Annotated in this window: 19 protein-coding genes; 10 read left to right on the top strand and 9 right to left on the bottom strand. The window is 67.2% G+C overall.

The genetic code is table 11. The features are described from left to right. The first annotated feature begins 34 nt into the window (after positions 1-34). The gene (locus ACWDUN_RS08765) at positions 35-784 is read left to right on the top strand and encodes an SDR family oxidoreductase (protein ID WP_449927407.1); all 750 of its coding nucleotides are present in this window, start codon (positions 35-37) and stop codon (positions 782-784) included. A gap of 83 nt (positions 785-867) precedes the next feature. Then, positions 868-1,266, top strand: coding sequence for a hypothetical protein (locus ACWDUN_RS08760; protein WP_449927405.1), 399 nt, complete (start codon positions 868-870; stop codon positions 1,264-1,266). Positions 1,267-1,373: 107 nt separating this feature from the next. On the opposite strand, the gene pgi is transcribed toward ACWDUN_RS08760, so the two are convergent. Further along, positions 1,374-3,023 carry a glucose-6-phosphate isomerase gene (gene pgi / locus ACWDUN_RS08755; protein WP_449927403.1) on the bottom strand — a complete coding sequence of 550 codons (1,650 nt, stop codon included), beginning with the start codon at positions 3,021-3,023 and terminating at the stop codon, positions 1,374-1,376. Positions 3,024-3,073: 50 nt separating this feature from the next. Between pgi and ACWDUN_RS08750 the strand changes: the two genes are divergently transcribed. Then, complete coding sequence (locus tag ACWDUN_RS08750; RefSeq protein ID WP_449927400.1) at positions 3,074-4,522, top strand: NAD-dependent succinate-semialdehyde dehydrogenase; 1,449 nt, start codon at positions 3,074-3,076, stop codon at positions 4,520-4,522. A 58-nt stretch (positions 4,523-4,580) separates the two neighbouring features. Here the strand turns inward: ACWDUN_RS08750 and ACWDUN_RS08745 are convergent, their stop codons facing one another. After that, positions 4,581-4,880 (bottom strand): chorismate mutase, encoded by a 300-nt coding sequence (locus ACWDUN_RS08745; RefSeq protein ID WP_449927397.1) that lies wholly within the window; start codon positions 4,878-4,880, stop codon positions 4,581-4,583. Between the two features lie 232 nt (positions 4,881-5,112). Here ACWDUN_RS08745 and pcrA point away from each other — a divergent pair, with 232 nt between their 5' ends. Beyond that, positions 5,113-7,431, top strand: a complete 2,319-nt coding sequence (pcrA, locus tag ACWDUN_RS08740; protein ID WP_449927394.1) for a DNA helicase PcrA — start codon at positions 5,113-5,115, stop codon at positions 7,429-7,431. Between the two features lies 1 nt (position 7,432). Here pcrA and ACWDUN_RS08735 read toward each other — a convergent pair whose 3' ends face one another. The 3 genes from ACWDUN_RS08735 to ACWDUN_RS08725 are packed head-to-tail and all read right to left on the bottom strand — an operon-like array spanning position 7,433 to position 9,481. Beyond that, on the bottom strand, positions 7,433-7,879 hold the full coding sequence (locus tag ACWDUN_RS08735; protein ID WP_449927391.1) for a DoxX family membrane protein: 447 nt from the start codon (positions 7,877-7,879) through the stop codon (positions 7,433-7,435). Next, positions 7,876-8,409: a hypothetical protein gene (locus ACWDUN_RS08730; RefSeq protein WP_449927388.1), complete on the bottom strand. Its 534-nt coding sequence runs from the start codon at positions 8,407-8,409 to the stop codon at positions 7,876-7,878. Before ACWDUN_RS08730 ends, ACWDUN_RS08735 begins: the two co-directional genes overlap by 4 nt. Positions 8,410-8,422: 13 nt before the next feature. Then, complete coding sequence (locus tag ACWDUN_RS08725) at positions 8,423-9,481, bottom strand: M23 family metallopeptidase (RefSeq protein WP_449927385.1); 1,059 nt, start codon at positions 9,479-9,481, stop codon at positions 8,423-8,425. A gap of 285 nt (positions 9,482-9,766) precedes the next feature. On the opposite strand from ACWDUN_RS08725, the gene sucC reads away from it, so the two are divergent. Both sucC and sucD read left to right on the top strand, forming a co-directional pair. Then, positions 9,767-10,930: an ADP-forming succinate--CoA ligase subunit beta gene (gene sucC, locus ACWDUN_RS08720; protein ID WP_449927382.1), complete on the top strand. Its 1,164-nt coding sequence runs from the start codon at positions 9,767-9,769 to the stop codon at positions 10,928-10,930. Positions 10,931-10,942: 12 nt separating this feature from the next. Continuing rightward, entirely contained in the window at positions 10,943-11,845 is a 903-nt protein-coding gene (gene sucD / locus ACWDUN_RS08715; protein ID WP_449927380.1) for a succinate--CoA ligase subunit alpha, read from the top strand. Positions 11,846-11,918: 73 nt separating this feature from the next. Here the strand turns inward: sucD and ACWDUN_RS08710 are convergent, their stop codons facing one another. From ACWDUN_RS08710 to ACWDUN_RS08700, 3 genes are all read right to left on the bottom strand, one after another. After that, positions 11,919-13,811 carry an alpha/beta fold hydrolase gene (locus ACWDUN_RS08710; protein ID WP_449927377.1) on the bottom strand — a complete coding sequence of 631 codons (1,893 nt, stop codon included), beginning with the start codon at positions 13,809-13,811 and terminating at the stop codon, positions 11,919-11,921. 11 nt (positions 13,812-13,822) lie between these two features. Next, a complete protein-coding gene (locus ACWDUN_RS08705; RefSeq protein WP_449927373.1) occupies positions 13,823-14,404 on the bottom strand; it encodes a TetR/AcrR family transcriptional regulator in 582 nt (193 codons plus the stop codon). A gap of 106 nt (positions 14,405-14,510) precedes the next feature. Next, a complete protein-coding gene (locus ACWDUN_RS08700; protein WP_449927370.1) occupies positions 14,511-14,675 on the bottom strand; it encodes a hypothetical protein in 165 nt (54 codons plus the stop codon). 101 nt (positions 14,676-14,776) lie between these two features. Between ACWDUN_RS08700 and ACWDUN_RS08695 the strand changes: the two genes are divergently transcribed. Continuing rightward, positions 14,777-16,306, top strand: coding sequence for an acetyl-CoA acetyltransferase (locus tag ACWDUN_RS08695; RefSeq protein ID WP_449927367.1), 1,530 nt, complete (start codon positions 14,777-14,779; stop codon positions 16,304-16,306). Between the two features lie 28 nt (positions 16,307-16,334). Here the strand turns inward: ACWDUN_RS08695 and ACWDUN_RS08690 are convergent, their stop codons facing one another. Continuing rightward, positions 16,335-17,183, bottom strand: a complete 849-nt coding sequence (locus tag ACWDUN_RS08690) for an LLM class F420-dependent oxidoreductase (RefSeq protein WP_449927365.1) — start codon at positions 17,181-17,183, stop codon at positions 16,335-16,337. A 105-nt stretch (positions 17,184-17,288) separates the two neighbouring features. Between ACWDUN_RS08690 and sfnG the strand changes: the two genes are divergently transcribed. Genes sfnG through ACWDUN_RS08675 form a run of 3 tightly spaced genes read left to right on the top strand, consistent with a single transcriptional unit; the run spans position 17,289 to position 20,807 of the window. Beyond that, positions 17,289-18,419, top strand: coding sequence for a dimethylsulfone monooxygenase SfnG (gene sfnG, locus ACWDUN_RS08685; RefSeq protein WP_449927793.1), 1,131 nt, complete (start codon positions 17,289-17,291; stop codon positions 18,417-18,419). Between the two features lie 57 nt (positions 18,420-18,476). Further along, positions 18,477-19,370: a DUF5336 domain-containing protein gene (locus ACWDUN_RS08680; RefSeq protein WP_449927362.1), complete on the top strand. Its 894-nt coding sequence runs from the start codon at positions 18,477-18,479 to the stop codon at positions 19,368-19,370. A 57-nt stretch (positions 19,371-19,427) separates the two neighbouring features. After that, positions 19,428-20,807 carry a cell division protein PerM gene (locus ACWDUN_RS08675; RefSeq protein ID WP_449927359.1) on the top strand — a complete coding sequence of 460 codons (1,380 nt, stop codon included), beginning with the start codon at positions 19,428-19,430 and terminating at the stop codon, positions 20,805-20,807. The last annotated feature ends 2 nt before the right edge of the window (positions 20,808-20,809 follow it).

Raw genomic sequence — 20,809 nt, 5'->3', positions numbered from 1 at the left:
TTGACAGCTGTCTAACTCGGTTATTCTTCTGCGCATGACCCGCCAGAAGATCCTCATCACCGGTGCCAGCTCGGGCCTCGGGGCCGGCATGGCCCGCGCGTTCGCCGCCAAGGGCCGGGACCTGGCGCTGTGCGCCCGACGGGTGGAGCGGCTGGAAGAGCTGCGCGCCGAGATCCTGGACAAGCACCCCTACGCCAAGATCGCGATCGCCGCGCTCGACGTCGACGACCACGAGGCGATTCCGCGGGTTTTCGGGGAGCTTTCCGAAGAACTCGGCGGTATCGACCGAGTGATCGTGAATGCCGGCATCGGCAAGGGTTATCTGATCGGCGCGGGAAAGCCGTGGCACAATTCCGCGACCCTGAACACCAACCTGATCTCGGGCCTGGTGCAGATCGAGTACGCGCTGCAGATGTTCAAGAAGGCGGGCAGTGGGCACCTGGTGCTGATCTCCTCGGTGCTGGGCAATACCGGCGTGCCCGGTACCAAGGCCGCCTACGCCGCGTCGAAGGCGGGCATGACCTCACTCGGCGAATCGCTGCGGGCCGAGTACGACAAGGGCCCCATCCGGGTCACCGTCATCGAACCCGGTTATATCGAGTCGGAGATGACGGCCCAGGCCGCCAACACCCTGCTGATGGTCGACAACGAGACCGGGGTCCGGGCAATGGTCGAGGCGATCGAGAAGGAGAAGGGCCGCGCCGTCGTACCCCGCTGGCCGTGGGCGCCGCTGACCCAGATCATGCGGCTGTTGCCGCCGAAGTACACCAAGCGCTTCGCTTGATCTCGATGTGATTGCGATTCGGGTGATGTTTAGCCCGGCTTGGTCAGTGGAACTCTGTGTCCATGATGGTGAAACTGACGAAGATGACGCCCCTCTTGTTCGCAGGCGCCGCCGGTGCGGCCATCGCGTTCTCGCCCCTCGCCGGAGCAGAGCCCGCTCCGCCGCCGTGCTGGAACCCCGATGGCACCCCGTGCGCCAGTGTCGGAACCGCTGGACCCGGTGGCGCCAGCGGCGCGATTCCCGGTGGGCCCGGCGGTGAAGCCGGTCCGGGTGGCGCCAGCGGCGTGATCCCCGGTGGTCCGGGCGGCGCGGCAGGCCCCGACGGCGCCACCGGCGCGATACCGGGTGGCCCGGCAGGCACCGCCGGACCCGGTGGAGCCAGCGGATCGGTGTCCCCGGGTGGCATCAGCGGTAGTGCCGGACCCGGTGGAGCCAGCGGTTGCATCCCGGGTGTCGGGTGCGCCTCGATTCCAGCCCCGTAATCGATAACTACGCGAAACACGCGTACCCGTTGCCAAATCCCGCACGTTGGCAACGGGTACGCGTTTTTCGGCGTGAGGTCAGGCCGGTCGACCTCGCTCCGCTCGGCTCAGGCCGGTCGACCTCGCTCCGCTCGGTAGCGCCGCACCAGGGCATCGGTCGAGGTGTCGGACTGCGCGGCCGGTGACGCGTCATCGGTCAGCACCGGCAGCAGCGCCTTGGCCTGCGTCTTACCCAGTTCCACACCCCACTGGTCGAACGAGTCGATACCCCAGATCACACCCTCGGTGAAGACCTGATGCTCATACAGCGCGATCAGCTGACCCACCACCGAGGGCGTCAGCTTGGTAGCCAGGATCGAGGTGGTGGGCCGGTTGCCCGGCATCACCTTGTGCGGCACCACGTCGGCGGGCGTACCTTCGGCCGCGATCTCCTCGGCGGTCTTGCCGAAGGCCAACACCTGGGTCTGGGCGAAGAAGTTGCTCATCAACAGGTCGTGCATGCTGCCCGAACCATCGGCCGTCGGCAGGTCGTCGGTGGGCTGGCTGAACCCGATGAAATCGGCCGGGATCAGCCGGGTGCCCTGGTGCAGCAACTGGTAGAACGCGTGCTGGCCGTTGGTTCCCGGTTCACCCCAATAGATCTCACCGGTACTGGTGGTCACGGGGGACCCATCGGCCTGCACCGACTTGCCGTTCGATTCCATGGTCAACTGCTGCAGATACGCCGCGAACCGGGACAGATCGTTGGAGTAGGGCAGCACCGCGCGCGACTGCGCACCGAAGAAGTTGTTGTACCAGAGGCCGATCAGACCGAGCAGCGCCGGCGCGTTCTGCGCCAGCGGTGCGGTGCGGAAATGCTCGTCGACCAGATGGAAACCGGCCAAAAACTCCGCGAACCGCTCCTTGCCGATCACCGCCATGACGCTCAGGCCGATGGCGCTGTCCACCGAGTAGCGCCCGCCGACCCAGTCCCAGAAGCCGAACATGTTGGCGGTGTCGATGCCGAACTCATCGACCAGCTTGCTGTTGGTCGACACCGCGACGAAATGCTTCGACACCGCGTCATCACCGAGTGCGTCGGTCAGCCACCGCCGCGCCGCGGTGGCGTTGGTCAGCGTCTCCAGCGTCGAGAACGTCTTGGACGCCACGATGAAAAGCGTTGTGGCCGGGTCAAGTCCGTCCAACTTCGCGACCAGATCGGCCGGATCCACATTGGACACGAAGCGGGCGGAGATGCCGGCGTCGGCGTAGTGACGCAGCGCGTCGTAGACCATGACCGGGCCCAGGTCCGAGCCGCCGATGCCGATGTTGACCACGCAGGTGATCCGCTGTCCGGTCGCGCCGGTCCATTCGCCCGAACGCAACCGGTCGGTGAACGCACCCATCGCGTCGAGCACCTCGTGCACGTCGGCCACGACATCCTGGCCGTCGACGGTCAGGGCGGCATCACGGGGCAGCCGCAGCGCGGTGTGCAGCACCGCGCGGTCCTCGGAGGTGTTGATGTGCGCACCCGAGTACATGGCGTCCCGACGGCCCTCGAGGTCGGCGGCTGAGGCCAGATCCACGAGCAGAGCCAGGGTTTCGCGCGTGATCCGGTGCTTGCTGTAGTCGATGTAGAGGTCGCCGACGGTCACGGTGAGCTCGGTGCCGCGGGCCGGATCCTCGGCGAACAGCTCCCGAAGATTCTTCGGCGCAACCGCCTCATGATGACGTTGCAGCGAATGCCATGCGGGGGAAGCGGTGATGTCAGCACTCATTCTTCTGACCTTAGTGCGGCGCTTCGATCGAAGGTGTACATGATGGATGTATGCGCATTGAAGAGTTGATTTCATCCGTCCCCACCGGGCTGTGGATCGGTGGTGAGGAACGCGCCGCATCGTCCACGTTCGACGTGCTCAACCCCGCCACCGACGAGGTGATCACCTCGGTGGCCGACGCGACCGCCGCCGACGGTATCGCCGCGCTGGACGCCGCCGCGGCGGTGCAGGCCGACTGGGCCGCCACCCCGGCCCGCGAGCGCGGGGAGATGCTGCGCTCGGTGTTCGAAACCCTCACCGCGCGAAGTGAAGACCTCGCCACCCTGATGACCCTGGAGATGGGCAAGGTGCTCGCCGAGAGCCGCGGTGAGGTCAAGTACGGCGCCGAGTTCTTCCGCTGGTTCGCCGAGGAGGCCGTGCGCATCGACGGCCGCTACACCCACAGCCCGGCCGGCACCGGGCGCATCCTGGTGACCAAGATGCCGGTGGGCCCCTGCTACGCCATCACCCCGTGGAACTTCCCGCTGGCCATGGGCACCCGCAAGATCGGTCCGGCGCTGGCCGCCGGTTGCACCATGATCGTCAAACCGGCGCAGGAGACGCCGCTGACCATGCTGCTGCTGGCCAAGCTGATCGACGATGCCGGCCTGCCCAAGGGTGTGCTGTCGGTGCTGCCGACCACCAAACCCGGCGATCTGACCGGTGCCCTGATCGACGACGGCCGCCTGCGCAAACTGACCTTCACCGGGTCCACCGGGGTGGGCAAGGCGCTGGTGAAGCAGTCGTCGGACAAGCTGCTGCGCACCTCGATGGAGCTCGGCGGCAACGCCCCGTTCGTGGTCTTCGACGATGCCGATATCGACGCGGCCGTGGAGGGCGCACTGCTGGCCAAGATGCGCAACGGCGGCGAGGCGTGCACCGCGGCCAACCGGTTCCACGTCGCCAATGCCGTGCGCGAGGAGTTCACCGACAAGCTGGTCAAGCGGATGAGCGAGTACACCCTCGGCAACGGCCTGGAGGAGTCCTCGACGCTGGGCCCGCTGATCTCGGCCAAGCAGCTGGGCATCGTCGCCGACCTGGTCTCCGACGCCGTCGCGCGCGGTGCCGAGGTGGCCGTCGGCGGCGTGGCGCCCGGTGGGCCGGGGCACTTCTACCCGGCCACGGTGCTGGCCGATGTGCCCGGTGACGCCCGCATCCTCAAGGAGGAGGTGTTCGGTCCCGTCGCCCCGATCACCGGGTTCGACACCGAGGAGGAGGGCATCGCCGCGGCCAACGACACCGACTACGGGCTGGCGTCCTACATCTACACCCGGTCACTGGACCGGGCGTTGCGGGTCGCCGAGTCCGTCGAGGCGGGCATGGTGGGCGTCAACCGCGGTGTCATCTCGGATGCGGCCGCCCCGTTCGGCGGGATCAAGGAATCCGGCTTCGGCCGCGAGGGCGGTTCCGAAGGCATCGAGGAGTACCTGGAGACCAAGTACATCGCCTTCACCCCCTAGTGATTTCGGTGAGGAAACGCGCGGTCAGCGCCCGTTTCCTCACCGAAATCGCGGGGGATCAGTGCCCCAGCCGGCCCCTGCCCAGGCGCAGCAGCAGCATGGCCAGGTCCTTGCCCTCGGGGCCGAGCTCGCTGTAACGCTCGATGACCTTCATCTCGCGGCTGTGCACCAGCCGGGTGCCGCCGGAGGCCATCCGGGTCTTGCCGATGATGCGGGACACCTCGGCGCGGCGCTTCACGGCGGCCAGGATCTCGGCGTCCAGGCGGTCGATCTCCAGACGCAACTCGTCGATGTCGGTGGGCGTCTCGGTCTCGGCACTCATGAGGTTCTCCTCGCTGTTGGTGGGATCTTGGTTCATCCGGTTCGGGCCGCACGCAACAGACGAGCCCCGGATCCGGATGCGGACCGCGGGGCTCTCGGGAAGCAGCTAGACCACGGGCACCGCGGATCGGTACCCGTAAAAAAATCGTCGCTGCTGATGGAGCACGAATCGAGTGTGCCACCACCGGTCGACCCGATGCAAAGGTCCCCGTTCCCAGCGCGGGCCGCGACCGGAGATGTCACCGATCGGCGGTAGATTCGATACCGAAATGACATCTCTCTTCGACGCGCCGACACAGGGGTCCGATACCGAACAGCTGCTCGACGGGCTCAACCCCCAGCAGCGTCAGGCTGTCCTGCACGAGGGTTCCCCGCTGCTCATCGTGGCGGGCGCCGGTTCGGGCAAGACGGCCGTGCTGACCCGGCGCATCGCCTATCTGCTGGCGGCCCGCGAGGTCGGCGTCGGCCAGGTGCTGGCCATCACCTTCACCAACAAGGCCGCCGCCGAGATGCGGGAACGTGTCGTCGGGCTGATCGGTCCGCGCGCCCGCAACATGTGGGTGTCCACGTTCCACTCCACCTGTGTGCGCATCCTGCGCAACCAGGCCTCGCTGCTGCCCGGGCTGAACTCCAACTTCTCCATCTACGACGCCGACGACTCGCGGCGGCTGCTGATGATGATCGCCAAGGACATGGGCCTGGACACCAAGCGGTACACCCCGCGGTTGCTGGCCAACGGAATCTCGAACCTGAAGAACGAGCTGATCGACCCGGATCAGGCGCTCGCCGATCTCACCGACAGCTCCGATGACATGTCCAAGACCGTCGCCTCGGTGTTCGGGGAGTATCAGCGCCGGTTGCGTGCGGCCAACGCCCTGGACTTCGATGACCTGATCGGTGAGACGGTCGCCGTGCTGCAGGCCTTCCCGCAGATCGCGCAGTACTACCGGCGCCGCTTCCGGCACATCCTGGTCGACGAGTATCAGGACACCAACCACGCGCAGTACGTACTGGTGCGCGAACTGGTGGGCGTCGAGACCACAGCGGATGGTGTGACGCCCGCCGAGCTGTGCGTGGTGGGTGACGCCGACCAGTCCATCTACGCCTTCCGCGGCGCCACCATCCGCAACATCGAGGATTTCGAGCGCGACTATCCGAACGCGACAACCATTCTGCTGGAACAGAATTACCGCTCCACGCAGACCATCCTGAACGCCGCCAACGCCGTCATCTCACGCAACACCGGCCGTCGGGAAAAGCGGCTGTGGACCGATTCGGGTGAGGGTGAGCTGATCGTCGGCTACGTCGCCGACAACGAGCACGACGAGGCGCGATTCGTCGCCGGTGAGATCGACGCACTGGCTGACCGTGGCGAGATCAACTATTCCGACGTCGCGGTGTTCTACCGCACCAACAACTCCTCGCGCGCCCTGGAGGAGGTCTTCATCCGGTCCGGGATCCCCTACAAGGTCGTCGGTGGTGTGCGCTTCTACGAGCGCAAGGAGATCCGCGATATCGTCGCCTACCTGCGGGTGCTGGACAACCCGGGGGACTCGGTCAGCATGCGCCGCATCCTGAACACCCCGCGCCGCGGTATCGGTGACCGCGCCGAAGCCTGTGTCGCGGTGTACGCGGAGAACACCGGCGGCAGCTTCAACGATGCCCTGCAGGCCGCCGCCGAGGGTCGGGTGCCGATGCTCAACACCCGCTCGGAGAAGGCCATCGCGTCTTTCGTGCAGATGCTCGACGAACTGCGCGGCCAACTCGACGGGGAACTGGGTGATCTGGTCGAGGCCGTGCTGGAGCGCACCGGGTACCGGCGGGAACTGGAATCCTCCAGCGATCCGCAGGATCTGGCCCGGCTGGACAACCTGAACGAACTCGTCAGCGTCGCACACGAATTCAGCATCGACCTGGCCAACCGGCGGGCGCTGGCCGAAGAGGAAGAGCAGGACGAGGACGTGCCCGACACCGGGGTGCTGGCCCAGTTCCTGGAACGCGTCTCGCTGGTCGCCGACGCCGATGAGATCCCCGAACACGGCACCGGTGTGGTCACCATGATGACGCTGCACACCGCCAAGGGCTTGGAGTTCCCGGTGGTGTTCGTCACCGGCTGGGAGGACGGCATGTTCCCGCACATGCGCGCCCTCGGCGATCCGACCGAGCTCAGCGAGGAACGGCGGCTTGCCTATGTCGGCATCACCCGCGCGCGCCAGCGGCTGTACCTGAGCCGGGCCAAGGTGCGCTCGTCGTGGGGCCAACCGATGCTCAACCCGGAATCGCGGTTCCTGCGCGAGATCCCCGAGGACCTGATCGACTGGCGCCGCGTCGAGGCGCCCCCGTCAGCCATGAGCGCGCCGGTCAGCGTGGGCCGGTTCGCGGCCAATGCGCGCCCGGCACCCGGCAAGCCGCGCAACCGTGCGGTCATCACGCTGGAACCCGGTGACCGGGTCACCCACGACAAGTACGGGCTGGGCCGCGTCGAGGAAGTCTCGGGGATGGGTGAGTCGGCGATGTCGCTGATCGACTTCGGCAGCGCCGGGCGGGTCAAGCTGATGCACAATCACGCGCCGGTGCACAAACTCTAGATCAGCGCCCCAGCCGCAGGGCGTGGCTGTCATCCGGGGCCACCGCCAGCAGTGCGGCCGCTGCCGCAGCGGTGAAAACCGATGCGCTGAACGGGGTTTCGGCGCCCCAGAAGAACAACATCGACAGGCCGAACACCATCAGCGTCGCCGCGCTCGCCGCGGCGGTCCAGCGCAGAGCGACGCCCAGCAGCAGGGCCACGGCCAGCAAGACCTCCACGATGGTCGCCGCCCACGCGGCGGCAGGAACCAGCGGGTCGGGCAGATAGGGCGCAAACACCGCCACGGTGTCGACGAACGCGTCGAAATGCCCCCACGCAACATGCGGGGTGCCCGCCGGGCCCCACAGTCCGAACCGGTCGGCCACCGCCGACAGGAACGCCGATGCCAGCGCAAGCCGCGCGAACACCGTGGCCGCCCGCAGCAGCCGGCGGTCAGGGGTGGCGGTCACCCGCGGGCCCATCTGCGGGTCGCGGGCAGCAGGGTGAGCACCGTGGCCGAGACCGGCAGCACCGGCATGGCATACACCACCGGATGCAGCTTGGCCCCGGCCAGGAACAGGCTGCCGAAGATGAGCAGCCCGATGGCGGCGCCGACGATGATGAGCAGGCGCCCCATCCGGCGTTGCAGCAACAGCGCGATGAGCCCACCGATACCGGCGGCCGCCGAGATCGCGGTGAGGAACCCGATGGCGACGCAGAACAACAGATCCGTGCTCCACCAGCCGGCGATCAGATCGGTGGCGATGACTGCGGTCGCCCACCCGCTCAGGATGCTCATGGTGGCGGCCGCGATGGCCGTGGCCGGGCCGACCGGAGGCCGGCGCGGAACCGCGACCGGGACGGGCCGCGGGATATAGGTGGTTTGCCCGGATTCGGTCTCGGGAAGCCTGGGATCGGAGGCGGGTGTGAGCGCGGGAAAGGAGCCAGTCGGGTGCCGACGGATGATGCGCGGTGAATCGGGTGATGGCTCGGGGTTCACATCACCACGGTAGTTACCCGACGTAACTGCCGGGGGAGAGTCCGCGTTGCGCCAGCCACGGCACCGGGTCTATCCGGTTCGAACCGTTCATCAGCACCTCGAAGTGCAGATGCGGGCCGGTCGAGTTGCCGCGGTTACCCATGGTGGCGATCTGGTCGCCGGCCATGACGCGCTGGCCCTTGCTGACCAGCCAGGTGTTGATGTGGCCGTACAGCGTGACGGTGCCGTCGGAGTGCCGGAGCTTGACCAGCGCGCCGTAACCCGCGGTCGGGCCGACCTCGACGACGACGCCGTCGCTGGCCGCCAGGATCGGGGTGCCGATCGGACCGGCGATGTCGATCCCGCCGTGCAGCACACCCCAGCGGTAGCCGAAGCCGGACGTCCACACGCCCTTGGTCGGCATCGCGAACATCGGGCGGGTCAGCCGCGCCTCGCGGTCGGCGCGTTCGGCGGCGAAGGCGGCGGCCTTGGTGATCTCCTCGGCGTGCACGGCCGAACTGGCGACCGGCTGCACCGCGACGATCTGCACGCCGTCGGACGAGCCGGTGATCGAGGCGCCCTCGACCAGGGCGCCATCGGCGGCCAGCACGGTGTCCGAGGATGGAGTGGCTTCGGTGGTGTTCGACAGCGAGTAGGCGCCCGAGGCGGTGGCCCCGGCGGCCATGGCCGCGATCATCAGGCGGCTCTTGACGGCGCCGACGGTCTGCTTGCGGTGTGCGCCGCCGCTGCGGTGCGCACGCATGTCGATGACGTCGGTCAGGGCGGTGCCGTCGCTCAGGTCGGTGTGGCTGTCGCGGTAGGCGTGTGCCGAGGGTTCGGCCGTGGAGGCGAACTCACTGGGGATGGCCAGGCGCAGCGGGACCAGGTCATCGGTGTCGTGCATGTCGTCGAGTTCGGGCGCGGCGATGACGCGCTGCTCCTTGTCGAACGCGGAACTGTCCCGGAAATCCAGCTCGCACAGATCGCCGAACTCGTTGAACGGGATGATGTCGGTGACCTCGGCAGGGTTCGCGGTGGCGTGCCCTTTCGTCGCTGCTCCCCGGGGGGATTTGGACGAACTGTGCTCAGCCAACCTGAAAATTCCTTAGTGCCGTGACCTGACCGTTACCAAGACCAGTAGGCACGTTAACCAAATCCCAATGTTGGTGGCAACTTATGAACCCATTCCCATGCCGAATGTGACCTGTATCACCAGACGGTGCCGGTGAGATGTACCACATGAACGGCAGGCGGTGCGGGCGGTCGCCACGGGTGTGGATACAGTGCCAGCGAGCCAGTCACGGCCATCGGTCAGTCCGGCCCACACCTGTGAAGTCAGTTCGAAACGTCACCTAGACAGACACCCTTTAGGAAACTCATGGATCTGTTCGAGTACCAGGCGAAGGAACTCTTCGCCAAGCACAACGTGCCGACCACGCCGGGCCGGGTCACCGAGTCCGCCGAGGACGCGAAGGCCATCGCCGAGGAGATCGGCAAGCCGGTCATGGTGAAGGCTCAGGTGAAGGTCGGCGGCCGCGGCAAGGCCGGCGGCGTGAAGTACGCGGCCACCGCCGAGGACGCCTTCACCCATTCCCAGAACATCCTGGGCCTGGACATCAAGGGCCACATCGTCAAGAAGTTGCTGGTTGCCGAGGCCAGTGACATCGCCGAGGAGTACTACATCTCCTTCCTGCTCGACCGCTCCAACCGCACCTACCTGGCCATGTGCTCGGTCGAGGGCGGCATGGAGATCGAAGAGGTCGCCGCCACCAAGCCGGACCGGCTGGCCAAGGTGCCCGTCGACGCCGTCAAGGGTGTCGACCTGGCGTTCGCCCGCGAGATCGCCGAGAAGGGTCACCTGCCCGCCGAGGTGCTCGACGCCGCCGCAGTGACCATCCAGAAGCTGTGGGAGGTGTTCATCGGCGAGGACGCCACCCTGGTGGAGGTCAACCCGCTGGTGCGTACTCCCGATGACCAGATCCTGGCACTCGACGGCAAGGTCACCCTGGACGCCAACGCCGACTTCCGTCAGCCCGGCCACGCCGAGTTCGAGGACAAGGACGCCACCGACCCGCTGGAGCTCAAGGCCAAGGAGAACGACCTCAACTACGTCAAGCTCGACGGTGAGGTCGGCATCATCGGCAACGGCGCCGGCCTGGTCATGTCGACCCTGGACGTGGTCGCCTACGCCGGTGAGAAGCACGGCGGCGTGAAGCCCGCCAACTTCCTCGACATCGGCGGTGGTGCGTCGGCCGAGGTGATGGCCAACGGTCTGGACGTCATCCTGGGCGACAGCCAGGTCAAGAGCGTGTTCGTCAACGTCTTCGGTGGCATCACCTCGTGTGACGCTGTGGCCAACGGCATCGTCAAGGCGCTGGAGATCCTCGGCGACGAGGCCAACAAGCCGCTGGTCGTCCGCCTGGACGGCAACAACGTCGAAGAGGGCCGCCGCATCCTGGCCGAGGCCAACCATCCGCTGGTCGTACAGGCCGAAACCATGGACTCCGGCGCCGACAAGGCCGCCGAGCTGGCCAACAAGTAAGGAGCACTTGACATGTCGATTTTTCTGAACAAGGACTCCAAGGTCATCGTCCAGGGCATCACCGGTGGCGAGGGCACCAAGCACACCAAGCTGATGCTCAAGGCCGGCACCCAGATCGTCGGTGGCGTGAACGCGCGCAAGGCCGGGACCACGGTCAAGCACGAAGACAAGGACGGCAACGAGATCGAGTTGCCGGTGTTCGGCAGCGTGGCCGAGGCCATGAAGGAGACCGGCGCCGACGTGTCGATCGCCTTTGTGCCGCCGGCCTTCTCGAAGGACGCCATCATCGAGGCCATCGACGCCGAGATCCCGCTGCTGGTCGTCATCACCGAGGGAATCCCGGTGCAGGACAGTGCCTATGCGTGGGCCTACAACGTCGAGAAGGGCAACAAGACCCGGATCATCGGCCCGAACTGCCCCGGCATCATCACCCCCGGTGAGTCGCTGGTCGGCATCACGCCGAACAACATCACCGGCAAGGGCCCGATCGGTCTGGTCTCCAAGTCCGGCACCCTGACCTACCAGATGATGTACGAGCTGCGCGATCTCGGCTTCTCGACCGCCATCGGCATCGGCGGCGACCCGGTCATCGGCACCACCCACATCGACGCCTTGGAGGCGTTCGAGAAGGACCCCGAGACCAAGCTGATCGTGATGATCGGTGAGATCGGTGGCGACGCCGAGGAGAAGGCCGCCGCCTACATCCAGGCCAACGTCACCAAGCCGGTCGTCGGCTACGTCGCGGGCTTCACCGCTCCCGAGGGCAAGACCATGGGCCACGCCGGCGCCATCGTCTCCGACGGTGCGGGCACCGCCGCGGGCAAGCAGGAGGCCCTCGAAGCCGCCGGCGTCGCGGTCGGCAAGACGCCGTCCGAGACCGCCGCGAAGGCGCGTGAGCTGTTCAACGCGCTGTAATTTTCTCTGCGCGAGCAGACACAAAACTGCCCCTTTTCACCTGAAAAGGGGCAGTTTTGCGTCTGCTCGCGGGTCAGACGCGACCGCCCAGATGCTCGGCGAGGAATCGCTCGACCGCGTGGTACATGTCGATGTTGTTGTCCGGGTTGACGAATCCGTGTCCCTCGTCCTGCTTGACCATGTACTCGACCTCGACGCCGCGGTCCCGCAGCGCGGCGACCAGGTTGTCGGACTCGGCCTGCACGACGCGAGTGTCGTTGGCGCCCTGCACCACCAGCAGCGGGGTGCGGATCTGGTCCACCCGGGTGATCGGTGAGCGCGCCAGCATATCGGCCTCGGCGTCCGGGTTCGAGGGGTCGCCGACGTACAGGTGCCAGTTGGTGGCCAGGAAGCGGCGCCCGACGTTGGGCAGTGTCTTCATGAAGTTCAGCAGACTGGAGATGCCCACGTAGTCGATGGCCGCGGCGAAGACGTCCGGGGTGAAGGTGACCCCGACCAGGCTGGCGTACCCGCCGTAGGACCCGCCGAAGATGGCCACCTTGTCGCGGTCGGCGTAGCCCTGCTTGACGGCCCAGTCCACCGCGTCGATCAGATCGTCGTGCATCTTGCCGGCGAACTCACCGATCGCGGCCTGGGTGAAGGACTTCCCGTACCCGGTGGAGCCGCGGAAGTTGACCTGCAGCACCGCATATCCGCGATTGGCCAGCAGTTGTACATCCGGCTGATACATCCATACATCGCGAGCCCACGGGCCACCGTGCACCAGCAGCACCATCGGCAGATTCTCCGGTTCTACCCCGACGGGCAACGTCAGATACCCGTTCAGCGGTAGCCCGTCGCGGGACTCGAAGCTCACCGGTGCCATGGGGGCCAACGTGTCCGGATCCAGGTTCGGGTAGGGCCGGAACAGCAGACGGCTCTCGCCGGTGTCGTGATCGTAGAAGTAGGTCACCCCCGGTGCGCGGTCATGGTTGAAACTGACCACCCAGCGGCGCCCGTTCTCATCGCACGAGATGGCGGACAGGTCACCGTCGGACAGCCCGGCCAGCCGGTCCAGGATGACGGCGAAGTCGGGATCCAAGGCGTGGATGACCTGCCGCTCACCGTAATAGCGGGCACCGATCAACTCGCCGGTCTGCTCGCTGAGGATGAACGGGGACGGCAGCATGATCTGCGCCCCGAGGTCGAAGGTGGGGTGGCTGTCCACCTCGGTCTCGGTGCCGGTGGCCACGTCCAGGCGTACCAGCCGCATCCGGTCGCTGCCGTCGTAGGAGCCCAGCCAGATGCCGGTGCCGTCGGGGGTCGGCGCGATCGGATGGATGCCCAACGGGTAGTCGCGGCCGTCGTACACCTTGATGGGACGCAACGCCTTCGCGTCCGGATCCCACCGGGAGATCTCGACGTCGCCGTCGGTGGTGAGCGTATTGGTGAACAGGTCACCGTTCGGGCCGCTGACCCAACCGATGGCATTGCCGGGGTTCTCGGCGAGCAGGGTGAGTTCGCCGCCGGCAATGTCCAATTCGTAGGCGTCGACCAGTTCGGGATTGCGCGCGTTGTGCTGCACGATCGCCTTCCCGGGCCGGGCCTTCAGCAGTTCATAGCTGACCCGGGTGTTCGGGAACGGCGTGAGATCGACTGCGGCGCTTCCCGGTTCGTCGAGGTCGACGCGGTACATGTGATAGTTCTCGTCGCCGCCACTGTCCTGCATGTACAACAGGTACCGCGAGTCGTGGGTCCAGCTGTAGAGATGCACGCTGCGGACCTCGTCGGCGGTGACGCAACGGGGTTCGTCGGCGCCGTCCACATCCTGTACCCAGATGTTCAGACGGTTGTTGCGCCACGGTGCCAGGTAGGCGATCCGGGTGCCGTCGGGGGAGATGGTGGCGCCGGCCCGCTCCGGCGGGCTGAAGAACTCCTCCACGGAAATGCGCGGGGGAAGAGCGGTTTCGGGTATTCCGAGGGCCACAGTGGTCCTTTCTAGGTAGCGAGCGGTGCGCCGATGCGGCCGTTGGTGGCATCGAGCACGGCGCGGTCGATCAGCGTCAGCACGTCTTGGCTGTCGAAGGTCTGCCCGTGGACGACGACGGCGGTGCTGACGTCCTCGTCGACCACCCGCAGTGCGGCGGTGGTGGCGGCCGCGCACAATCGCACGGTCAGGTCCTCGGCGGGCAGGCCGAGGCGTTTGGCGATTACCGGGATGAAGCCACGTTCCATCTCGTCGTGCACCATCAGATAGGCGGTGCGCAGGGCGGGTTCGGTCGCCGACATGGCCGCGATGCGCATGGCGGCGGTTTCGTCGGCCAGGTCCTGCTCGGAGAACGGGTGCGCGACGGCATCGGCGCGCATGTGCTGGCCCAGCGACAATTCGGCCGGCCAGCGGTCCAGCACGGCGATGAAGCGATGTGTGGACTTGGCCAGCAGGGGTTCGACGCAGGCCTCCTTGGAGCGGAAGTAACGCCACACCGTGCGCGTGGAAAGCCCTGCGGCGGCAGCGATATCGTCGCCACTGGTCGCCGAGACGCCCCGCTCCCAGAACAATGCCGCCGCGTGCCGGGACACCCGCAGGCGGGCGGCGGCCGCTTTGTCGTCGATGATCGATCACCCCTTCGATGTCACTTAGTGACATCTCCACCATGTCACTAAGTGACAAGGCCGTCAAGCGGAGTCAGCGATCGCGGAAGCGCAACACCAGGCCTGGCAGCGGATCGGTCAGGTCGTACCACGACGAACGTCGGTCGGCATCGTCCTTGCCGGACCTGACCCGGTGCGACTCGCTGAGGCGACCCAGCACCGCGGCCGCGACCAGTTGTACGACTCGACGGTTGTACACATCGGTGGTTGTACGTCTGATGCCGTGTCCAGTGACTCGACGTGTGACCTGCGAAGGTTATCGGTTAGCCTGACGAATTAACGCGTGTCAGGAGGTCTGTAATGGTGGATCCACGCACCCCCGTGATCGTCGGCGTCGGACAGTTCACCGAACGCATCGATCTGCCCGGCTACCGTGGCATGTCCTCGGTGGAACTGGCCACCGAGGCGGCCCGGGCCGCGGTCGCCGACGCCGGCGCGGATGCCGACGCGGTCGCGGCGGCCATCGAGGTCTTCGTCGCGCTGCGCCAGTTCGAGATCTGCACGCCGTTCTCCGAGGCGCCGCTGGGGTGTTCGGACAACTATCCCCGCTCGGTCGCCGCCCGTATCGGTGCCGACCCCGCCCGTGCGGTGCTCGAACCCCTCGGTGGGCACGGATCGCAGAAGGTGGTCACCGAGTTCTGCGGCGCCATTGCCGCGGGCGAGGCCGAGGTGGTCTTGGTGCTCGGGTCCGAGAACGGATCCACGCTGCGCCACTTCGCCGGTCGTGACGCGAAGCCGGACCACTCCGAGACGATCGGCGGTCAACTCGAGGACCGCGGGTACGGCTTCGATCAGTACATGAACGAATACACCGCCACCCATGGGCTGACGGGTGCGCCGGTGCAGTACGGGCTGCTGGACAACGCGCGCCGAGCCCGGCTGGGCGCCGGTGTGGCCGACTACCGCAGGGACATGGCCGAGCTGTTCGCGCCGTTTACGAAAGTCGCTGCCAAGAACCCGTTCTCGTCATCCCCGGTGGAACGCTCGGTCGACGAGCTGGCCACCGTGACCGCGGATAACCGGATGATCTGTGATCCCTATCCGCGGTTGATGGTGGCCCGCGATCAGGTGAATCAGGGCGCGGCGGTGCTCATCATGTCGGTGGCCGCCGCGCGCCGGTTGGCGGTGCCCGAGGAGAAGTGGGTCTATCTACGTGGCCATGCCGATCTGGTGGAGCAGCAGTTGCTCGACCGGCAGGATCTGAGCACCAGCATCTCCGCGGAACTGGCTGTGACAGAAGCGCTTCGGGTCGCCGGTGTAGGCCTGGCCGACGTGTCGACCTTCGATCTGTACAGCTGCTTCCCATTCCCGGTGTTCACCGTCTGCGACTCGACCGGTCTCGCGACCGACGATCCCCGCGGGCTGACCCTGACCGGTGGGCTGCCGTTCTTCGGTGGGCCGGGCAACAGCTACTCGCTGCACGGGATCGCCGAGACCGTCTACGAGATGCGGGACCGGCCGGGGCAGTTCGGTCTGGTCGGCGCCAACGGCGGGGTGATGAGCAAGTATTCGGTAGGGGTGTACTCGACGCAGCCCGGCGAGTGGTCTGCCGACCGCGGCGACGAATTGCAGGCGCAGATCAACGATTTGCCCAGGATCGCGGTCACCCGCCATCCGGATGGGCGCGGCACCGTCGAGACCTACTCGGTGCGCCACGACTGGCCGGTGACCACCGGCGTGATCATCGGCCGGCTGGATGCGGATGGCAGCCGCTGCATGGCGCTGACCACCGACGAGAGGCTGCTCGCGCTGATGACCGACGGAGACCCGCTCGGCGCGGCGATCACCGTGACGGCCGGCGAGAAGGAGAATCACGCGATCCTGGCGTGAGCCGAACCGCGAAAGTCGGCGAGGCGGCTCAGACCAGCGCGGCGAGCTTGCCGGCCAATCGTTCGACGTAGGCGCCCACCTCGGCCTCGGACTTGTCCGGCAGGCCGAACAGCACCTCGGTGACCCCGAGTTCGCGCCAATGTGCCAGCTTGTCGGGATCCGGCTTGAAATCCAGCGCCACGATCTGCGGTGCGCCGTCGCGCCCGGCCGCGGCCCAGGTGTCCTGCAGCAGCGTCACCGGCTCATCGATGTCGAAGTCGCGCGGGGTGGTGATCCAGCCGTCGGCCGAGCGTGCGATCCACTTGAAGTTCTTCTCGGTGCCCGCCGCGCCGACCAGCACGGGGATGTGCGACTGCACCGGCTTAGGCCATGCCCAGGACGGCCCGAAGTTCACGAACTCGCCGTCGTATTCGGCCTCTTCCTGGGTCCACAGCGCCCGCATGGCCTCCAGATATTCGCGCAGCATGGTGCGCCGACGGCCCGGCGGAACCTTGTGGTCGGCCAATTCGTCGGTGTTCCAGCCGAAACCGACACCGAGGCTGACCCGGCCGCCGGACAGGTGATCCAAGGTGGCGATCGACTTGGCCAGCGTGATCGGGTCATGCTCGACTGGCAGCGCCACCGCGGTGGACAGGCGTACCCGCGAGGTCACCGCGGCCGCCGTGCCCAATGACACCCACGGGTCGAGGGTGCGCATGTAACGGTCGTCGGGCAGCGTCTCGTCGCCGGTGGTGGGATGGGCGGCCTGCCGTTTGATCGGGATGTGGGTGTGCTCGGGCACGTAGAAGGTGGTGAAGCCGTGGTCGTCGGCCAGCTTGGCCGCCGCTGCCGGGGCGATGCCGCGGTCGCTGGTGAAAAGTACGAGCCCGTAGTCCATGCCCAGAATTAGAACGTGTTCTAGTCCTCGGGCGCAAGAGCGCGGTTCTGTTCATCACGATCCATAACGGTGACCGATGTGCGCGCAGCTGTTGACATGACAACCATGACGACCGAACGCATCGCCGAGCACGTCAAGTTCGCCTACTGGGTGCCCAACGTCAGCGGCGGCCTGGTGACCAGCGATATCGAGCAGCGCACCGACTGGAATTACGAATACAACAAGAAACTGGCCCAAACCGCGGAGAACAACGGCTTCGAGTACGCGCTGTCGCAGGTGCGGTACGAGGCCAGCTACGGCGCGGAGTACCAGCACGAATCCACCAGCTTCAGCCTGGCGCTGCTGCTGGCCACCGAGCGGCTCAAGGTCATCGCCGCCGTGCATCCCGGGCTGTGGCAGCCCGCGGTGCTGGCCAAGCTCGGCGCCACCGCCGACCATCTTTCCGGCGGCCGCTTCGCGGTCAACGTCGTCTCCGGCTGGTTCAAGGACGAGTTCACCCACCTGGGTGAGCCGTGGCTCGAACACGACGAGCGCTACCGCCGCAGCGCGGAGTTCCTGCAGGTGCTGCGCAAGATCTGGACCGAGGACGACGTGGACTTCCGCGGTGACTTCTACCGCATCCACGATTTCACCTTGAAACCCAAACCGCTCAACACCGCGCAGCGGCCCAACCCGGAACTGTTCCAGGGCGGCAACTCCAGCGCCGCGCGGCGCAACGGCGGCCACTACGCCGACTGGTACTTCTCCAACGGCAAGGATTTCGAGGGTCTCACCGAGCAGGTGGTGGAGGTGCGCGACCACGCCCGCGACGCCGGCCGTGAGGTCAAGTTCGGCCTCAACGGGTTCATCATCGCGCGGGACTCGGAAAAAGAAGCGAAAGAGACGCTCCGCGAGATCATCGCCAAGGCCAACAAGCCCGCGGTCGAGGGATTCCGCGGGGCGGTGCAGCAGGCCGGCAACGCCACCGGCGACAAGAAGGGCATGTGGGCCGATTCGAGCTTCGAGGACCTCGTCCAGTACAACGACGGATTCCGCACCCAGCTGATCGGAACCCCCGAGCAGATCGCCGAACGGATCGCGGCCTACCGCAAACGCGGTGTCGATCTGATCCTCGGTGGCTTTCTCCACTTCCAAGAGGAAATCGAGTACTTCGGCGCAAAGGTTCTGCCGTTGGTCCGCGAAATCGAACGCGCAGAAGCCATCACCGCGGACGCCCCGGTGCTCGCATCGGCCTGAGCCGGGCACCGGTCGGGTGCGCTAGCGTGGGTTCGAAATCGCTCACACAGGAGAGTCATGACCTACCCACCCGGTGGCCCCGGATATCCGCCAGCACAGCAGGGCACTCAGTACGCCGCACCCACGCAGCAGTTCGGCAAGGTCGGCGAGCCCGAACCGGCCGGACCCAGCAAGCTGCCCGCCTACCTGAGCGCGGCGGTGGCGGTCTTCGGCCTGGCAACCTACGCCTTCAACTTCGGCCCGCTGCTGACCATCAGCAACTCCGACTTCCCGCAGTTCGGCAGCGCCAGCGGTAGCACCCCGGGCCTGGGCATGGCCGTGGCGGCCTCGGTGCTGGCCGCACTGCTGGCCGGTATCGGTCTGCTGCCCAAGCAGAAGGCCCGCACCGGCCTGGTGGCCGTCATCGCGACGCTGTCCTTCCTGCTGGTGCTCGCCGAGGTCATCAACGCCCCGGCCGGGCTGTCCATCGGCTGGGGGCTGTACCTGATCATCGCCACGACGCTGCTGCAGACCGGCGCAGCGATCGCCGCTCTGCTGTTCGACGCCGGGGTGCTGACCCCGCCGGCACCCAAGCCGCGCTACGAGCAGCCCTACGGCCAGTACGGTCAGCAGCCCTACGGGTACGGCCAGCCCCAGCAGTACGGGCAGCCGCAGCAGCAGCGCCCCGGCTACCCGACGCCCTACGGCACCTACCCCGGCGGACCGAACACCGGCGGCTTCCAGTCCGGCGGCACCGGCACCGCGGCCCCGGGTTCGTACTCCGATGCCAACACCGACTCGCACGCCACCGGCGGGCACGCCGGTCCGCCGACGCCGCCCACCGGCTTCCCGGCATTCGGCCAGCCCCAACAGCAGGGTTCCTCGGCGCCCACCACGGCCGTCCCGACGCAGTCGCCGACACCACAATCTCAGTCCGAGTCCTCACCGCAGTCCGGGCCGCCCTCGTCGTAGTCTGGGCGTCGCGCACCCGGGGTGCGTGAATCCAGTGCGCGAGGAGCGACCCAGCTAGTGGACAACCGGTCAGTCGGTACCCGGCAGGCACGTGACCTGCTCCGGGTCGCGTTCGGGCCGTCGGTCGTCGCGCTGGGCGTCATCGCCGCGGTCACGTTGCTGCAGCTGTTGATAGCCAACAGCGACATGACCGGCGCCTTCGGGGCGATTGCCAGCATGTGGCTGGGAGTGCACCAGGTTCCGGTCTCGATCGGCGGCCGCGAACTCGGGGTGATGCCGCTGCTGCCGGTGCTGCTGATGGTGTGGGGTACCGCCCGCACCACGGCGGCGGCGTCGATCCGTTCGTCATGGTTCGTCATCCGCTGGGTGGTGGCCTCGGCGCTGGGCGGACCGCTGCTGATCGCCGCGATCGCGCTGGCGGTCATCCACGACGCCTCCTCGGTGATCACCGAATTGCAGACCCCTGACGCGTCACGCGCGTTCGCCGGGGTGTTCGTGGTACACGCGATCGGCGCGCTGATCGGTGTAGCGATGGCCGGTCGGCTGCTGAGTCTGCCCTGGATGCCGCACTGGTTACCCGAGGCGTTGCGTGCCGCCGCGGCCGGCGTGCTGGCGCTGCTCGGGCTGTGCGGTCTGGTCGCGACCGGATCGATCATCGTGCACTGGGGCACCATGCACGAGCTGTTCGGCATCACCGACTCGGTGTTCGGCCAGTTCAGCCTGGCGTTGCTGTCGATGCTCTACATCCCCAACGTGCTGGTGGGTACGGCGGCGGTGGCCGTCGGCTCCAGCGCGCACATCGGCCTGGCCACCTTCAGTTCGTTCACCGTGCTCGGCGGTGACATCCCGGCGGTGCCGGTGCTGGCCGCGGTGCCGACCCCGCCGCTGGGACCGATCTGGGTGGCGCTGTTGATCGTGGCGGCGATCTCGGCCGTGGTACTGGGGCAGCAGAGCGCGCGCCGTGCCGCGCCCTGGCCGATCGCGTTCGCGAAACTGGCCACGGCCGCGCTGCTGGCCGCCCTGACGATGGCGCTGCTCGGCTACGCCGGTGGCGGTCGGCTGGGCAACTTCGGCGATGTCGGCGTCGACCAGGTGACCTTCGGCCCGGCGGTGTTCGTGTGGTTCTTCGTGCTCGGCGGACTGACGGTGGTGATGGCCGGCGGACTGCTGCGCCGACCCAAGCCGGCGCCTGTCGCCGAGCCTGAACCGGCCGATGACGAGGACGTGATCACCGAGGTGATCGTGGACGATCGCGTCGACGAGGGCTTCGAGGACGAGGTGGTCGTCGAGCCCGAACCCGAGTATCTGGACGTCGAGATCGTGGATCTACCGGAGCGCGCCGAAGACCATCCGCCGCTGGACCCCGAGGAACACTTCATCGCCGACGGTGACGTCGGTGACGTGGTCGCTGAAAAGCGCCGCGAGCAGGACGACTAGGC

The sequence above is a fragment of the Mycobacterium sp. NPDC003323 genome, from assembly GCF_053589535.1.
This window is presented reverse-complemented; position numbering and strand designations above follow the sequence as displayed.

Excerpts from the sequence above, each read along its gene's own strand:
- pgi (WP_449927403.1), bottom strand. The coding sequence starts at position 3,023 with ATGAGTGCTGACATCACCGCTTCCCCCGCATGGCATTCGCTGCAACGT.
- ACWDUN_RS08680 (WP_449927362.1), top strand. The coding sequence starts at position 18,477 with ATGACCTACCCACCCGGTGGCCCCGGATATCCGCCAGCACAGCAGGGC.
- sfnG (WP_449927793.1), top strand. The coding sequence starts at position 17,289 with ATGACGACCGAACGCATCGCCGAGCACGTCAAGTTCGCCTACTGGGTG.
- pcrA (WP_449927394.1), top strand. The coding sequence starts at position 5,113 with ATGACATCTCTCTTCGACGCGCCGACACAGGGGTCCGATACCGAACAG.
- sucC (WP_449927382.1), top strand. The coding sequence starts at position 9,767 with ATGGATCTGTTCGAGTACCAGGCGAAGGAACTCTTCGCCAAGCACAAC.
- ACWDUN_RS08695 (WP_449927367.1), top strand. The coding sequence starts at position 14,777 with ATGGTGGATCCACGCACCCCCGTGATCGTCGGCGTCGGACAGTTCACC.
- ACWDUN_RS08690 (WP_449927365.1), bottom strand. The coding sequence starts at position 17,183 with ATGGACTACGGGCTCGTACTTTTCACCAGCGACCGCGGCATCGCCCCG.
- sucD (WP_449927380.1), top strand. The coding sequence starts at position 10,943 with ATGTCGATTTTTCTGAACAAGGACTCCAAGGTCATCGTCCAGGGCATC.
- ACWDUN_RS08750 (WP_449927400.1), top strand. The coding sequence starts at position 3,074 with ATGCGCATTGAAGAGTTGATTTCATCCGTCCCCACCGGGCTGTGGATC.
- ACWDUN_RS08765 (WP_449927407.1), top strand. The coding sequence starts at position 35 with ATGACCCGCCAGAAGATCCTCATCACCGGTGCCAGCTCGGGCCTCGGG.
- ACWDUN_RS08745 (WP_449927397.1), bottom strand. The coding sequence starts at position 4,880 with ATGAACCAAGATCCCACCAACAGCGAGGAGAACCTCATGAGTGCCGAG.
- ACWDUN_RS08760 (WP_449927405.1), top strand. The coding sequence starts at position 868 with ATGACGCCCCTCTTGTTCGCAGGCGCCGCCGGTGCGGCCATCGCGTTC.